The organism is Promicromonospora sp. NPDC057488, assembly GCF_042802395.1.
Classification (GTDB): domain Bacteria; phylum Actinomycetota; class Actinomycetes; order Actinomycetales; family Cellulomonadaceae; genus Promicromonospora.
On record NZ_JBHVEG010000058.1, the window covers coordinates 1 to 14565 of the forward strand.

Below are 14565 nucleotides of genomic sequence, written 5' to 3' on the forward strand. Positions count from 1 at the left end.
GCAGTTGGCTGAGAGCGAAGAAACTTAGGCCTCGAAAGGGTGGCTCACGCCGCCGGCAGGCCCGCGATTCCGGTGCCGGCGTCGGTGGGCGCGCCGCCGCGGCGTCCGCCGGCCATCTCGTCGCGGACCAGGCGCACCCACAGCAGCACGGCGAACCCGCCGAACAGCCACCACTGCAGCGCGTAGAAGATGTTCTGCAGGTTGGCCCCGGAGCCGCCGTCGATGGTGGGGCGCGGCAGGGCCGCGACCCCGCCCTCCTCGGGCGAGCCCGGTCCCTTGGTGGCCACGAGGTACCCGGTGTAGATGGGTCCGCCCCACTCGTTGACGAGCGCGCTCAGGGCGATGTGGTCGGTCTGCCCGTCCACGACCGCGGCGCTGCCCGACGTCGACTCGCCCGCCTGGAGCCAGCCCGTCACCGTGACCTCGCCCGGGGGCAGCGTCAGCGCCGCGGCGTCGGCGGGGTCGGCCACCCAGCCCTGGACGAGCGCCAGCACGGGCGGGCCGGACAGGTCGGCCCAGGACGCGCCGCCGGTCCCGTCGTCGGACACGCGGAAGGGGGTCAGCACGAGGTAGCCGACGCGGCCCTCCAGGGCGCGGCCCGGAACCAGGAGGGTGCCGGACTGGTCGTACTCGCCGGTCACGCGGACCTCGCGGCCGACCAGCTCGCCGAGGAAGCTCTCCTGCGGCGCGAGCACGTCGCCCAGCCAGGCGGGCCCGGCCGCCACGGCCTCGGCCGCCTCCTGCTGCGCGGCCAGCTCCGCCCGCTCGTAGGCGCGGTCGAGCTGCCAGGCACCCAGCCGTCCGCACACGAACGCCGCCAGCACGAACACGAGCAGCAGGCCGATCATCCGGGGCTGCTTGGCGACCTGGAGAAAGGTACGGCGCTGTGCGGTGGTGTCGACGTCGATCACCTTCGACGGGGATGTGCTGGGGGCACTGACAGGCATAACCTCAACGGTAGCCGCCGCCGGCGGGTCGGCGGCACAGGTCACCGCCCGGATCTGTCGCACGCGTCACAGATCGGCGGACGGTGCGGTCGTCTCGCGTGTACGGCGGTTCTGCGTTCGAATGAACGGGCAGCAGACCGGCACGGATCCACACGTAACCGCAGGGTTCACACGCAGACCGCAGTAGGAGCGTGAGTGATGACGACGACCACAGTCCCCGACTCTCCGGCCACCCGGTGGCGCACCACCGGTGTCGCCGAGCTGGCCCCCGCCGACCTCGAGCGCATCGACGCGTGGTGGCGGGCCGCCAACTACCTCTCGGTCGGCCAGATCTACCTCCTGGACAACCCGCTCCTGCGTGAGCCCCTGACGGCGGACCACGTGAAGCCGCGCCTGCTGGGCCACTGGGGCACCACGCCGGGCCTGAACTTCCTGTACGCGCACCTGAACCGCGCCATCAAGGAGCGGCAGCAGGAGACGGTCTACGTGACGGGCCCCGGACACGGCGGCCCCGGGCTGGTCGCCTCCGCCTACCTGGACGGCACCTACTCCGAGGTGTACAGCGACATCACGCAGGACACGGAGGGCGTCAAGCGCCTGTTCCGCCAGTTCTCGTTCCCGGGCGGCATCCCGAGCCACGTCGCGCCGGAGACCCCGGGGTCGATCCACGAGGGCGGTGAGCTGGGCTACGCCCTGAGCCACGCCTACGGCGCGGTCTTCGACAACCCGGACCTGCTGGTGGCGGCCGTGGTGGGCGACGGCGAGGCCGAGACGGGGCCGCTCGCCACCTCCTGGCACTCGAACAAGTTCGTCAACCCGGCCCAGGACGGCGTCGTGCTGCCGATCCTGCACCTCAACGGCTACAAGATCGCGAACCCGACGGTCCTGGCGCGCATCTCGCAGCAGGAGCTGAACGACCTGATGGTCGGCTACGGCCACCGGCCCTACTTCTTCGACGGCGGCTACGACGAGAACGAGTCGCCGCTGGACACGCACCGCCGGTTCGCGACCCTGCTCGACGAGGTCCTGGACGAGATCGCCACGATCAAGGCGCGGGCCGCGCAGGGCGACCTGAGCCGCCCGATGTGGCCCATGATCGTGTTCCGCACGCCCAAGGGCTGGAGCGGCCCGGCCGAGATCGACGGCAAGAAGACGACGGGCTCGTGGCGGGCGCACCAGGTGCCGCTGGCGAACGCCCGCGACACCGACGAGCACCTGCGCGTGCTGGAGACCTGGCTGCGGTCCTACCGCCCGGAGGAGCTGTTCGACGACGACGGCCGCGTGCTGGCCGAGATCGGCGACCTGGCGCCGCGGGGCGCGCTGCGGATGAGCGCCAACCCGCACGCCAACGGCGGGCTGCTGCTCAAGGACCTGCGGCTGCCCGACTTCCGCGACTACGCGGTGGACGTCCCGGTGCCCGGCGGGTCGCGGTCCGAAGCGCCGCGCGTGCTGGGCCAGTGGCTCACCGACGTCATCCGGCTCAACCCCGACAACTTCCGCATCTTCGGACCGGACGAGACGGCGTCGAACCGGCTGCAGGCCGTGTACGAGGTGACGGACAAGCAGTGGAACGCCGAGTACATCGGCCCCGAGGTGGACGAGCACATGGCCCGCGCGGGCCGCGTCATGGAGATGCTGAGCGAGCACCAGGTGCAGGGCTGGCTGGAGGGTTACCTCCTGACCGGCCGGCACGGGCTGCTGACCAGCTACGAGGCGTTCATCCACATCGTCGACTCGATGTTCAACCAGCACGCCAAGTGGCTCAAGGTCACCAACCACATCCCGTGGCGGCGGCCCATCGCCTCGCTGAACTACCTGCTGTCCAGCCACGTGTGGCGCCAGGACCACAACGGGTTCAGCCACCAGGACCCCGGGTTCATCGACCACGTGGTGAACAAGAAGGCCGAGATCGTGCGGGTCTACCTCCCGCCGGACGCGAACACCCTGCTGTCCACCTACGACCACTGCCTGCGCAGCCGGCAGTACGTCAACGTGGTGGTGGCGGGCAAGCAGCCCGCGCCCAACTTCCTCGACATGCCCACCGCGATCGAGCACTGCACGCGCGGCCTGGGCATCTGGGAGTGGGCCGGCACGGAGGTCGCGGGCGAGAAGCCCGACGTCGTGCTGGGCTGCGCGGGTGACGTGCCGACGCTGGAGGTGCTCGCCGCGGCCGACATCCTGCGCCGGGAGCTCCCCGACCTGAAGGTGCGCGTGGTCAACGTCGTCGACCTCATGCGGCTGCAGGACGCCAAGGAGCATCCGCACGGCCTGACCGACTCCGAGTTCGACGGTCTGTTCACGCCCGACCGCCCCGTCGTCTTCGCCTACCACGGCTACCCGTGGCTCATCCACCGCCTCACGTACCGCCGCACGGGCCACGTCAACTGGCACGTGCGCGGGTACAAGGAGGAGGGCACCACGACGACGCCGTTCGACATGGTCATGCTGAACGACCTGGACCGGTACCACCTTGTGATCGATGTCATCGACCGGGTGCCGCAGCTCGGCAGCGCGCAGGCCGGGCTGCGCCAGCGCATGCAGGACGCGCGGCTTCGCGCGCGTGCGTGGACCCGGGAGCACGGCGACGACATCCCCGAGGTCCGCGACTGGGTGTGGCCGGACGCGCAGGACCAGTCCGACGAGGGGCAGGTTGACGCTACGCTCGGCACCGGTGGAGACAACGAGTAGCAGCAAATCCCACGAAGTGAACACGGAGCGACACGTGACCGGCGCAACCCGCAGCATCGTCATCGCGAGCCCGGAGGGCGAGAGCGGAAAGTCGACGGTCGCGCTGGGCGTCCTCGACCTGCTGGTCCGCAAGGGCCAGCGGGTCGGGGTCTACCGGCCCGTCTCGCGCGCGAGCGAGACCGAGGACTCCGGAGGCGAGCGCGACCACGTGCTGGAGCTCCTCCTGGAGCACGACGGCGTCGACATCTCCTACGACGACGCCGTCGGCGTGACCTACGCCGACCTGCACAACGACCCCGAGGACGCGCTGAGCCGCATCGTGGCGCGGTTCCACGACCTCGCGGCCCGCTGCGACTCGGTGGTGATCCTCGGCACCGACTACACCGACGTCGCCGGGCCCACCGAGCTCTCGTTCAACGCGCGCATCGCCGCGAACCTGGGCGCACCGGTGCTGCTGGTCGTCTCCGGCCGCGAGCGCACCCCGGACGGCGTGCGGGCCCTGGCGGACGTGAGCCTGGCCGAGCTCGCGGCGCACCACGCCCAGGCGATCGGCCTGGTGGTCAACCGGGCGGACACGCAGAGCGCGCGCGAGGTGCGGGCGGTACTCGCCGAGGCGCAGCCGGACCTGCCGGTGTGGACCATCCCCGAGGAGCCGTTCCTGCAGGCCCCGACCGTGGGCCAGCTCCTGGAGGCCGTGGACGGCACGCTCGTGCTGGGCGACCCGGAGCTGCTGGGCCGCGAGGCGCTCGACGTGCAGGTGGGGGCCATGAGCTTCGAGCACCTGCTGGAGCGGCTGACCGACGGCGGTGTCGTCATCACGCCGGGCGACCGCACCGACCTGCTGATCGGCCTGCTCGCGACGCACATGACGCCGTCGTTCCCGTCGCTGGCCGGGATCATCCTGAACGGCGGGTTCTACCCGCAGGGCCGGCCCGCCGAGCTGCTGGAGGCCATGCGGCCCAAGCTGCCGATCATCACCACGGACCTGGGTACCTACCGCACGGCCCGCGCGGCCGCGACGACCCGCGGGCGCGTGGACAAGGGCTCGGTGCGCAAGGTCGAGACGGCGCGCGCCCTGTTCGAGCGCAACGTCGACTCCGCCGCGCTCGCCGCGCGCCTCGACCTGCCGCGGCCGGAGGTGGTCACGCCGCTCATGTTCGAGTACCAGCTCATCGAGCGGGCACGCGCCGACCGGCGGCACATCGTGCTGCCCGAGGGGTCCGACGACCGGATCCTGCGCGCGGCCTCCACGGTGCTGGCCCGGCAGATCGCGGACCTGACGATCCTGGGCGACGAGGAGCCGATCCGGGCGCGCGCCGCCGAGCTGGGCCTCGACATCGAGGCCGCGCGCGTGCTGTCGCCGCACGACCCCGAGTACGTCGAGAAGTTCTCCGCCGAGTACGCGCGGCTGCGCGCCCACAAGGGCATGACGGTCGAGCGGGCGCGCGAGATCGTCACCGACGTCTCCTACTTCGGCACGATGATGGTGCACCTCGGGCTGGCCGACGGCATGGTCTCCGGTGCGGCCCACTCGACGGCGCACACCATCCGGCCGTCGTTCGAGATCATCAAGACCAAGCCGGGCACGTCGTCGGTGTCCTCGGTGTTCCTCATGTGCCTGGAGGACCGGGTGCTCGTGTACGGCGACTGCGCCGTCATCCCCGACCCGACGTCGGAGGAGCTCGCCGACATCGCCGTCTCCTCGGCCGCGACCGCCCGCCAGTTCGGCGTCGAGCCGCGCATCGCGATGCTGTCCTACTCGACGGGCGAGTCCGGCACGGGCGCCGACGTCGACAAGGTGCGCACCGCGACCGGGCTGGTCCGCGAGCGCACGCCCGAGCTCGACGTCGAGGGCCCCATCCAGTACGACGCCGCCGTCGACGCCTCGGTCGCGGCGTCCAAGCTGCCCGGGTCCGACGTCGCCGGGCGCGCCACCGTGTTCGTCTTCCCCGACCTGAACACCGGCAACAACACGTACAAGGCGGTGCAGCGCTCGGCAGGCGCGGTCGCCGTCGGGCCGGTGCTGCAGGGCCTGAACAAGCCGGTCAACGACCTGTCGCGCGGCGCGCTGGTGCAGGACATCGTGAACACCGTGGCGATCACCGCCATCCAGGCGCAGGGCAAGGAGTCCGCATGAGCACCGTCCTCGTCCTCAACTCCGGCTCCTCGTCTCTCAAGTACCAGCTCGTCGACCCCGACTCGGGCGAGGCCGTCGCGGGCGGCATCGTCGACCGGATCGGCCAGTCCTCGGGCACCGTCAAGCACGAGACGGGCGGCGAGAAGGTCGTGCGCGAACTCGACGTGCCCGACCACGGCGAGGCGCTGCGGGTCGTCAAGGGCATGTTCGACGAGGTGGGGCCCAAGCTCGCGGACGCCGACGTGATCGCCGTCGGGCACCGCGTGGTGCACGGCGGCGAGATCTTCTCCGCCCCCACCCTGGTCGACGACGACGTCGTGGCCGGCATCCGGGACCTCATCCCCCTGGCGCCGCTGCACAACCCGGCCAACGTGACCGGAATCGAGGTGGCGCGCGAGCTGCTGCACGTGCCGCACGTCGCGGTGTTCGACACCGCGTTCTTCGCGTCGCTGCCCGCCGCCGCCTCCACGTACGCGCTGGACCGCAAGGTCGCCGCGGAGCACGGCGTGCGGCGGTACGGCTTCCACGGCACGTCGCACCAGTTCGTGTCGACGGCGGTCGCGGAGCACCCCGCCGTCGTCGAGAAGCTGGCGGCCGAGGGGCGCGGGCCGGAGACGCTGCGGCAGGTCGTGCTGCACCTGGGCAACGGCGCGTCGGCGTCGGCGATCCTGGGCGGCCGGCCCATGGACACCTCGATGGGCCTGACGCCGCTCGAGGGCCTGGTCATGGGCACGCGCTCGGGCGACATCGACGCGGGCGTCGTCTTCCACCTCATGCGCGGCGGGCTGTCCGGCGCCGACGTCGACACCCTGCTGAACAAGCAGTCCGGCGTGCTGGGCCTGTCCGGGGTGAGCGACATGCGCGAGCTGCGCGGGCTGGTGGCAGCGGGCGACGCCGACGCGCGCCTGGCCCGCGACGTCTACCTGCACCGGCTGCGCAAGTACGTGGGCGCGTACGCGGCGGTGCTCGGCGGCATCGACGTGCTGACGTTCACCGCGGGGGTCGGCGAGAACGACCACACCATCCGGTCCGGCGTGGTGCGCGACCTGAAGTTCCTGGGGCTCACGATCGACCCGGCGGCCAACGAGGCGCCGTCGGGCGAGGCCCGGGTGATCTCCTCATTGGTCGAGCCTGTCGAGACCCCGCGGGTCGATACCCCCCTCGTCATGGTCGTGCCGACCAACGAGGAGCTGGCGATCGCGCGGCAGGCCGCCGCGCTGGTCGCGGCCGGCTAGGCCTCGGCCCTCGGGCTTCTCCCGCCGGGAACGATCGGGGGAAGCCCGAGGTGGGCGCGCAACGCCGTCGTCGCCTCGCCCAGCACGTCGAGCTGCTCGTCGGTGAACGCGTCGAGGAAGGTCTCCTTGATCGCCTGCAGGTGCGGCACGGTGCTCGCGCGGAACGCGCGCGCGCCCTCGTCGGTAAGCACGACCTGCGACCCGCGGGCGTCCTCGGCACACGGCTCGCGCCGCACCAGCCCGCGCTTCTCCATCCGGCCCAGGTGGCCGGAGAGCCGGCTGCGCTCCCACTCGATGTGTGCGGCCAGCGCGGACGAGCGGAGCGTGTGCTCCTCCGCCTCGCTGAGCGCCAGCAGCACCCGGTAGTCGCCGTTGGAGAGCTCCGAGTCGTGGTGCAGCCGCGCCTCGAGGCGGTTGCGGAGGATGTCGTAGGTCTCGATGTACCCCCGCCAGATCGCGAGCTCACGTCGCGTAGGCATGCTCCGGCGCTTCGACGTCGCCATCGTCCCCTCCTCCGTGGGTTATTGACATGTGAACTATATGGAGCGATGATTCACGTGTCAATCAAATGAGCACCCAGAAGGGGCTGGTCATGGTGGATGTCTCGCAGATCGAGTTCGGTATCGACAGCTTCGGCGACCTGCCGCGCAACGCGGACGGCGACCTCGTCTCGCACGCGGAGGCGATCCGGGCCGTCGTCGCCGAGGCGGTCCTTGCGGACCAGGTGGGCATCGACGTCATCGCGCTGGGCGAGCACCACCGCCCCGAGTACGCGATCTCGACCCCGGAGACCGTCCTCGCGGGCATCGCGACGGCGACGCAGCGCATCAAGCTCGCGTCGGGTGTGACGGTGCTGTCGTCGGACGACCCGGTCCGGGTCTTCCAGCGGTTCGCGACCGTCGACGCGCTCTCGAACGGACGCGCCGAGGTGATCCTCGGCCGTGGCTCCTTCACCGAGTCGTTCCCGCTCTTCGGGTACGACCTGAAGGACTACGACACGCTGTTCGAGGAGAAGATCGACCTGTTCAGTCACCTCCTCGACGAGAAGCCGGTCACGTGGGAGGGCACGATGCGCGCCTCGCTGCAGGAGGCCGACGTCTTCCCGAAGACGGAGTCCGGACGCCTCAAGACCTGGGTGGGCGTGGGCGGGACGCCGCAGTCGGTGCTCCGCACCGCCTACTACGGGTTCGGCCTCATGCTCGCCATCATCGGCGGCCCGCCCGACCGGTTCGCGCAGTACGTGGAGCTCTACCGGCGGGCGCACGAGAAGCTCGGTACGACGCCGCAGCCGGTCGGCATGCACTCGCCGGGCTTCGTCGCCGCCACGGACGAGGAGGCGAAGGAGCTGTTCTACCCGGGCTACCGCGAGATCCGCGACCGTATCGGCGCCCTGCGCGGCTGGCCTCCCCTGCGCAAGGACGAGTTCGACGCCGACGTGGAGCAGGGTTCGCTGTACGTCGGGTCGGTCGAGACGGTCGCGCGCAAGATGGCGCGGGCGATCCGCGTCCTGGATGTCGGCCGGTTCGACATGATCTACTCCTCGGCCGGCGCCGTGTCGGCCGACGCGCGGCTGCGCTCGGTCGAGCTGTACGGCACCCAGGTGATCCCGCGGGTGCGCGAGCTGCTGGCCGAGAAGCCGAGCACGGTCGGGGCTTTGTGATGGCTCCCGCCAGCACGACGATCGGCATCCTCGGGGCCGGCAAGGTCGGTACCGTCCTGGCCCGGCTGGCCGTCGCCGCCGGCTACCGCGTGCTGATCTCGGGGTCGGGCGATCCGGAGAAGATCGCGCTGACGATCGAGGTGCTCACTCCCGGGGCGACGGCGGTGTGGCCCGCCGAGGCCGCTGCCGCCGACGTCGTGGTGCTCGCGCTCCCGCTCGGAAAGCACCCCGGGCTGCCGGTCGCGGAGCTGGCGGGCCGACTCGTCGTCGACGCGATGAATCACTGGTGGGAGATCGACGGGCCACGCGACGGGATCCTCCCGCGCGACCTCTCGTCGAGCGAGTTCGTGGCGCAGCTCCTGCCGGGAGCGCGCGTCGTGAAGGCCTTCAACCACATGGGCTACCACGACCTGGAGGACGGTGCCCGCCCCGCGGGCGCCGTCGGGCGCAAGGCGATCGCGCTGGCCGGGGACTCCCCCGACGACCTCTTCGTCGTCGCTTCGGTCATCGACGCTCTGGGTTTCGACCCGCTCGTGATCGGCGACCTCGAAGCGGGGGTTCGGCTCGAACCCGGCACCCCGGCGTTCGGCGCGAACGTGGGCCTCGACGAACTGCGTACGCTGACCGGGACCACCGCGCCCACGACCGTTCTGGAGGCGTCATGAAGGACAGGACCGGTGCGCCAGTCACCGTCACGCTGAACACGGGTGGCCCGATCGGCGCGTACGCCGTGCAGGTCGACGGCGGGCCCGTGGTCGGGAGGGCGGACTTCGTGGACGGGGCCCCGGGTGGTTCCGGCGCGTCTGGTGGCGATGACGGCGCTGCCGGAGGCGGCGGTGCTGATGAGGCCGGCGGCGACCGGATCTTCTTCCACACCGAGGTCGACGAGGAGTACGGCGGGCGCGGCCTCGCGGGCATCCTGGTGCGCGAGGCCCTCACCGACAGCATCCGCAAGAACATCGTCGTGGTGCCCGTGTGCCCGCTGTTCGCGGCGCACCTGGCGAAGCACGGCGACGAGTACGTGGCGGCCGGCGGAGTGATCCGTCAGCCGGCCAAGGACGACATCGCGCAGGTCACCGAGGCCGTGAAGGCGCAGCGCGCGGCGGCGAGGGAGGCTCGCCGGGCGGAGCGGGCGGGCGAGCAGGAGTAGCGGCGTTCGCCGCCGGCATCCTCGGCCGCGTCACCCGGCTACGGCTTCATCACCGACAGACCCCCCGCCTGGCAGCTTCTCGACGAACCAGTGCTCACGTGCCTGCGGGATGACGATGCTCAGCTCCTGACCGTCGGGGGTGGTGGCGTCCCAGACCGGGGTACCCGGGTCGAGGAACCACAGGTCGCTCTTGCCGCGCGGACGCGACTCCCGGCTGCGCAGGGTCAGAGCCACCGGCTCACCCGCTGGCTCGACCCACACCAGGCGCCCGGCCTCGTCGGCGCTGACCTTGGCCTTGACCCACTTCTTCTGCCGCGCCAGGCCGGGGACCTTGCCGGAGCGCGCCCAGACGACGACCTGCACGACACCGGAGCCGGACCGCTTGGCCGCCGCCCGGCGGAAGAGCCACCGTGCCACGAAGCCGGCCAGGACAATAAAGGTGACAAAGATAATGCGCTCTTCTGACATACCTGTTCCTTGACGCTAGTGAGCGGGCGTGACCGGCTTGTTCATGCGCCGTCGGCGTCTTCACCACGGTGTCCTCACGCCCCAGTTGGATCCAGCCGGGCGACACTGCTCGGCCGACCAGAAATCTAGGGGACGAAAAACGCACCCGTTGACCACTTCTGCCGTGCGAGCGGGTGATCTTCGGAGTGCCATCAGCGGCCAGGCGTCAACTGGTCGTCCGAACCCATGCCCGAACCGACCGGCCGTCCCGTCCTCCCAGGAGCGCTAGCCTCACCCCGTGACCCTCTTCATCGACCCGCCGGCCTGGCCCGCGCACGGGACGCTCTTCTCCCACCTGGTCTCGGACGGGTCGCTGCACGAGCTCCGCCTCTTCGCCCGCGCCGCCGGGATCCCCGACCGCGCGCTCGACCTCGACCACTACGACGTCCCCGCCGAGCGGTACGACGACCTGGTCGCCGCGGGCGCCGTGCCCGTCGACGGCGGCGACCTGGCCCGCCGGCTGGCCGGCTCCGGGCTGCGTGTCTCCGGCGCCGAGCGGAACCGCGCCAAGCGGGCCGCACTCCTGAGCCGGTGGGACGAGCTGTGGCCCGACCCGAGCCCGGCCCGCGACGCCGGCACGGACCTGGTCGACCGCTGGCGCGAGCCGCACCGGGTCTACCACACGACGTTCCACCTGGCCGCGGCCCTCGACGCCCTCGACGTCGTCGCGGCCGAGAGCACCGTGTCCGAGCGCGAGCACTGGCGCGCCCGCCTCGCGCTCTGGTTCCACGACGCGGTGCACGACGGCGTCGCCCAGCAGGACGAGGAGCGGTCCGCCGAGCTCGTGGCCGAGCTGCTCGGCCCGCTCACCGGGACCGGCGTCACCAGCGAGGACATCGACGAGACTGCGCGCCTCGTCATGGTCACGGCCGCCCACGACCCGGCGCCCGACGACGTCGTCGGCGGCCTGGTCAGCGACGCCGACCTGGCCGTGCTCGGCGGCAGCCCCGCCGTCTACACGCGGTACACGCACCAGGTCCGCGCCGAGTACTGCGACGTCCCCGACCCGCTGTTCCGCGCCGGCCGCTCGGAGGTGCTCCGCACCCTCCTGTCGAGCGGCCCCCTGTTCCGCACGCCCCCGGGCACCACCCGCTGGCAGACGGCGGCCGAGTCGAACCTGGCCGCGGAGCTGGCCCTGCTGGGTCGGTAGAACGTCAGACGGTCGGCAGAATGTCAGATGGTCGGTTCCTCGGACTGCCGACCACCTGACATTCTGCCGACCACTCACCCGCAGCCCCCGCGCACCCCGCACCCCGCACCCCGCACCAGCCCACCCCCGCACACGCGGTAGCGTTCCCGTCGTGACTCCCCTCAAGGTCTCCGCCATCGTCGCGGGCGTGCTCGCCGTCGCCTTCACCGTCCCCGTCGTCGCAGTTCAGGCCACCGGGAACGCCCGCGTGCGCAACGACGCGACCGAGATCGAGAAGGCCGACGCCGTCATCGTGCTCGGCGCGGGCCTGCGCACCGACGGCACCCCGTCGACGTACCTGCGCCGCCGCGTCGAGGGCGGCGCCGAGCTGTACCGCGCGGGCGTCGCGCCCACGGTGATCCTGAGCGGCGACGCGCACGACAACCCCGACGGCACCCGGTACGACGAGCCCGGCTCGATGCGGGCCTGGCTCCTGGACAACGACCTCGGCGTCCCCGACGACGCGATCGTGCTGGACCGCGAGGGCTTCAACACCACGGCGACGTGCCGCCGCGCGCACGACCTGTACGGCGTGCGCACCGCCGTCGTCGTCACGCAGGACTACCACCTGCGCCGCACCCTCTACTCCTGCGTAGAGGCCGGGCTCGACGCCGTCGGGGTCGGCGTCAGCGCAGCGAGCGTCCAGCCGGCGCAGTGGGCCTGGTGGCACGTGCGCGAGCTGCCGGCGAGCTGGAAGGCCGCGGTCCGCTCCCTCGCGAGGCGCCGCCCCCGCTGACTCACTTCTTCTTCGGCGTGACCCACAGGTGGATCGTGCCCTCGACCACGACCGTGCCGTCGGCCAGCACGCCGCGCACGCGGACGGGCAGGTCCTTGTCGTCGCCGTCCCACTGCGCCTGGTCGGTCTCGGCCACGCAGGTGACGTCGCCGGTCGACTTGGCCAGGTAGGACACCTCCATGCCCTTGGGCAGCCACCGCTTGTCGTCGGGCACGGTGGCCTCGGCGAGCGACCCCATGGCCATCTCGAGCCCGTTGCAGACCGCGATCGCGTGCACCGTGCCGATGTGGTTGCGGTTGCGCCACCGGTTGGGGACGACGACCTCGCCGTAGTTCGGGCGCATGTCGACCACGCGCGGGGCGATGGTGCCGAAGTACGGGGCCTTGAGGCTGTAGGCCAGGCTGAAGATCCGCTTCCCGAGCAGGCCGCCGACCACCGGCAGCGAGTTGGCGGACTTCCAGAAGGCATGGAGCTGCGTCGTCATGCGGGTGAGCGTACTCGCCCCGGTGACGACCGTTCACTCCTTCGACGACCAGTTCGGTCGCGGCCCGGAAAGCCCGCCCCTCGCCTCAGGACAGGCGCAGCTTGCGCATCGCCCCCAGCGCCGTGGTCAGCACCCGGCTCGGAGTGTCCCCGCCCAGGCCGTAGAGGTTGTCGAAGGTGGCCCCGATCCGGGCGCCGCGCGACGTCACCACGGTCTGCTGCCGGGTCAGGCCGGTGATCGACGCCGCCCCGTGCCGCCCGCCGAGGCCCGACGACTTCCAGCCGCCGAGCGGCGCGGAGACCGAGCCCCAGGTCAGCGTGTACCCGTCGTTGATCGCCACCGAACCGCACTCCAGGCGCGCGGCCAGGCGCCGCGCCCGCGCGACGTCCCGGGTCCAGACGGCGGAGTGCAGCCCGTACTCGGTGTCGTTGATGACCGTGACGGCGTCCTCGTCGCAGTCGACCCGCGTGATCGTGACGACGGGCCCGAACGTCTCCTCGCGCGCCACGACGGCCTGGGCCGGCACGTCGTCGAGCACGGTCGGCGCGTAGAAGTACGGGCCGACGTCGGCGCGGTGCACCCCGCCGGCGAGCACCCGGGCGCCGCGGGCCAGCGCGTCGTCGACGTGCGCGGTGACCTTGTCGAGCTGCGCGGCGGAGGTGAGCGAGCCGATGTCGGCCGAGTAGTCCAGCGCCGGGCTGAGCCGCAGGTTGCGCACGGCGCGCACGAACTTGGCCACGAACTCGTCGGCGATCGCCTCGTGCACCACTAGTCGTTCGACGGAGACGCACAGCTGCCCGGCGTTCGAGAAGCAGGCCCGAACGATGCCCGGGACGGCCGCGTCGACGTCGACGTCCTCCGCGACGTACAGCGCGTTCTTGCCGCCGAGCTCCAGCGTCGCGCCGATGAGGCGCTCCCCCGCTCGTGCGGCGACCTTGCGGCCCGTGGCGGTCGAGCCCGTGAACGCGACGTGGTCCACGTGCTCGATCAGCGCCTCGCCCACGTCCGGCCCGCCCGCGACCACCTGGAACAGGCCCGCCGGCAGGCCGGCGTCGTCCAGGGCCTCGGCGGCCCACAGGGCGGTGAGGGTGGTCTGCGGGTCCGGCTTGAGCACCACGGCGTTGCCGGCCAGCAGCGCGGGCAGGGCCTCGGAGAGCGCGAGCACCAGCGGGAAGTTCCAGGGCGCGATCGCACCGACGACGCCGACGGGCCGGCGGTGCACCTGCACGCCCGCCAGCAGCGGGACCATGCCGCGCACCCGACGGGAGGCCAGGTAGCGCTCACCGCGGACGGCGTAGTGCCGGGCGACCTGCGCGATGTCCGCGATCTCCTCGAACGCGGCGCGCCGCGACTTGCCGGTCTCGAGCTGGATCAGGTCGAGCGCCTCGGACTGTCTCTCCAGGACGATGCGGCCGAGCCGCTGGAGCACCCCGGCGCGGTCGCGCACCGGGAGGCGCGCCCAGCCGCGCTGCGCCACCCGCGCGCGGACGACGGAAGCGGCCACGTCGTCGGCGGAGGAAATCGGGAAGGTCACGAGGGGAGCACCCGTGAACGGACACGTCGAGCGGTGCGTGCCGGAAGCCTCGGAGGTCGCGATCCGAGCCACCAGCGGCGCCATCACGCCAGGCTCGAGAACGAAGGTTCCCTGCGGATGCTCGGGGTCGAGCACCCCGCCGACGGCACCACTCGCGGCTGCGTCGGCTGCTGTGTCGTCGATCATGGCGGCCACCCTACGCGCAAAACCCTGCACCACGTATTGATAGATGTGTGAAACTGACTTTCATGTCGGTTCGTGGTAGCGGCCGCGATCTCGCCTCGGGCGGGACCGCGCA

13 protein-coding genes are annotated in these 14565 nt (G+C 71.9%); 8 read left to right on the forward strand and 5 right to left on the reverse strand.

Annotation, left to right across the window (positions count from 1 at the left end; translation table 11 throughout):
- Nucleotides 1–44 precede the first annotated feature (44 nt).
- Entirely contained in the window at nt 45–947 is a 903-nt protein-coding gene (locus ACFU5G_RS13925; RefSeq protein ID WP_377245302.1) for an SURF1 family protein, read from the reverse strand.
- 198 nt (nt 948–1145) lie between these two features.
- On the opposite strand from ACFU5G_RS13925, the gene ACFU5G_RS13930 reads away from it, so the two are divergent.
- Genes ACFU5G_RS13930 through ACFU5G_RS13940 form a run of 3 tightly spaced genes read left to right on the forward strand, consistent with a single transcriptional unit; the run spans nt 1146 to nt 7007 of the window.
- Nucleotides 1146–3635, forward strand: coding sequence for a phosphoketolase (locus ACFU5G_RS13930; RefSeq protein WP_377245305.1), 2490 nt, complete (start codon nt 1146–1148; stop codon nt 3633–3635).
- Between the two features lie 34 nt (nt 3636–3669).
- Nucleotides 3670–5772 (forward strand): phosphate acetyltransferase, encoded by a 2103-nt coding sequence (gene pta / locus ACFU5G_RS13935; protein ID WP_377245308.1) that lies wholly within the window; start codon nt 3670–3672, stop codon nt 5770–5772.
- Nucleotides 5769–7007, forward strand: coding sequence for an acetate/propionate family kinase (locus tag ACFU5G_RS13940; protein WP_377245311.1), 1239 nt, complete (start codon nt 5769–5771; stop codon nt 7005–7007). The genes pta and ACFU5G_RS13940 overlap by 4 nt, the downstream gene beginning before the upstream one ends.
- Here ACFU5G_RS13940 and ACFU5G_RS13945 read toward each other — a convergent pair.
- On the reverse strand, nt 7004–7510 hold the full coding sequence (locus ACFU5G_RS13945) for a MarR family winged helix-turn-helix transcriptional regulator (protein WP_377245314.1): 507 nt from the start codon (nt 7508–7510) through the stop codon (nt 7004–7006). The two genes, ACFU5G_RS13940 and ACFU5G_RS13945, sit on opposite strands and share 4 nt — an antisense overlap.
- A gap of 65 nt (nt 7511–7575) precedes the next feature.
- Between ACFU5G_RS13945 and ACFU5G_RS13950 the strand changes: the two genes are divergently transcribed.
- Genes ACFU5G_RS13950 through ACFU5G_RS13960 form a run of 3 tightly spaced genes read left to right on the forward strand, consistent with a single transcriptional unit; the run spans nt 7576 to nt 9817 of the window.
- A complete protein-coding gene (locus tag ACFU5G_RS13950) occupies nt 7576–8667 on the forward strand; it encodes an LLM class flavin-dependent oxidoreductase (RefSeq protein WP_377245317.1) in 1092 nt (363 codons plus the stop codon).
- Nucleotides 8667–9332 (forward strand): NADPH-dependent F420 reductase, encoded by a 666-nt coding sequence (locus ACFU5G_RS13955; protein ID WP_377245320.1) that lies wholly within the window; start codon nt 8667–8669, stop codon nt 9330–9332. The genes ACFU5G_RS13950 and ACFU5G_RS13955 overlap by 1 nt, the downstream gene beginning before the upstream one ends.
- Nucleotides 9329–9817, forward strand: coding sequence for a GNAT family N-acetyltransferase (locus tag ACFU5G_RS13960; RefSeq protein WP_377245323.1), 489 nt, complete (start codon nt 9329–9331; stop codon nt 9815–9817). Before ACFU5G_RS13955 ends, ACFU5G_RS13960 begins: the two co-directional genes overlap by 4 nt.
- Nucleotides 9818–9847: 30 nt before the next feature.
- Here the strand turns inward: ACFU5G_RS13960 and ACFU5G_RS13965 are convergent, their stop codons facing one another.
- Nucleotides 9848–10234 (reverse strand): hypothetical protein, encoded by a 387-nt coding sequence (locus tag ACFU5G_RS13965; RefSeq protein ID WP_377245326.1) that lies wholly within the window; start codon nt 10232–10234, stop codon nt 9848–9850.
- Between the two features lie 328 nt (nt 10235–10562).
- Between ACFU5G_RS13965 and ACFU5G_RS13970 the strand changes: the two genes are divergently transcribed.
- Both ACFU5G_RS13970 and ACFU5G_RS13975 read left to right on the forward strand, forming a co-directional pair.
- Nucleotides 10563–11474: a DUF4031 domain-containing protein gene (locus ACFU5G_RS13970; protein WP_377245329.1), complete on the forward strand. Its 912-nt coding sequence runs from the start codon at nt 10563–10565 to the stop codon at nt 11472–11474.
- A gap of 151 nt (nt 11475–11625) precedes the next feature.
- Entirely contained in the window at nt 11626–12249 is a 624-nt protein-coding gene (locus ACFU5G_RS13975; protein ID WP_377245332.1) for a vancomycin high temperature exclusion protein, read from the forward strand.
- Nucleotide 12250: 1 nt separating this feature from the next.
- Here ACFU5G_RS13975 and ACFU5G_RS13980 read toward each other — a convergent pair whose 3' ends face one another.
- Both ACFU5G_RS13980 and ACFU5G_RS13985 read right to left on the reverse strand, forming a co-directional pair.
- Nucleotides 12251–12733, reverse strand: coding sequence for a hotdog fold domain-containing protein (locus ACFU5G_RS13980; protein WP_020016187.1), 483 nt, complete (start codon nt 12731–12733; stop codon nt 12251–12253).
- An 85-nt stretch (nt 12734–12818) separates the two neighbouring features.
- Nucleotides 12819–14453, reverse strand: a complete 1635-nt coding sequence (locus ACFU5G_RS13985; RefSeq protein ID WP_377245335.1) for a succinic semialdehyde dehydrogenase — start codon at nt 14451–14453, stop codon at nt 12819–12821.
- Nucleotides 14454–14565 lie beyond the last annotated feature (112 nt).

Coding starts and splice junctions, on each gene's coding strand:
- ACFU5G_RS13945 (WP_377245314.1), bottom strand. CDS start 7,510: ATGGCGACGTCGAAGCGCCGGAGCATGCCTACGCGACGTGAGCTCGCG.
- ACFU5G_RS13985 (WP_377245335.1), bottom strand. CDS start 14,453: ATGATCGACGACACAGCAGCCGACGCAGCCGCGAGTGGTGCCGTCGGC.
- ACFU5G_RS13950 (WP_377245317.1), top strand. CDS start 7,576: ATGAGCACCCAGAAGGGGCTGGTCATGGTGGATGTCTCGCAGATCGAG.
- ACFU5G_RS13925 (WP_377245302.1), bottom strand. CDS start 947: ATGCCTGTCAGTGCCCCCAGCACATCCCCGTCGAAGGTGATCGACGTC.
- ACFU5G_RS13960 (WP_377245323.1), top strand. CDS start 9,329: ATGAAGGACAGGACCGGTGCGCCAGTCACCGTCACGCTGAACACGGGT.
- ACFU5G_RS13940 (WP_377245311.1), top strand. CDS start 5,769: ATGAGCACCGTCCTCGTCCTCAACTCCGGCTCCTCGTCTCTCAAGTAC.
- ACFU5G_RS13930 (WP_377245305.1), top strand. CDS start 1,146: ATGACGACGACCACAGTCCCCGACTCTCCGGCCACCCGGTGGCGCACC.
- ACFU5G_RS13955 (WP_377245320.1), top strand. CDS start 8,667: ATGGCTCCCGCCAGCACGACGATCGGCATCCTCGGGGCCGGCAAGGTC.
- ACFU5G_RS13980 (WP_020016187.1), bottom strand. CDS start 12,733: ATGACGACGCAGCTCCATGCCTTCTGGAAGTCCGCCAACTCGCTGCCG.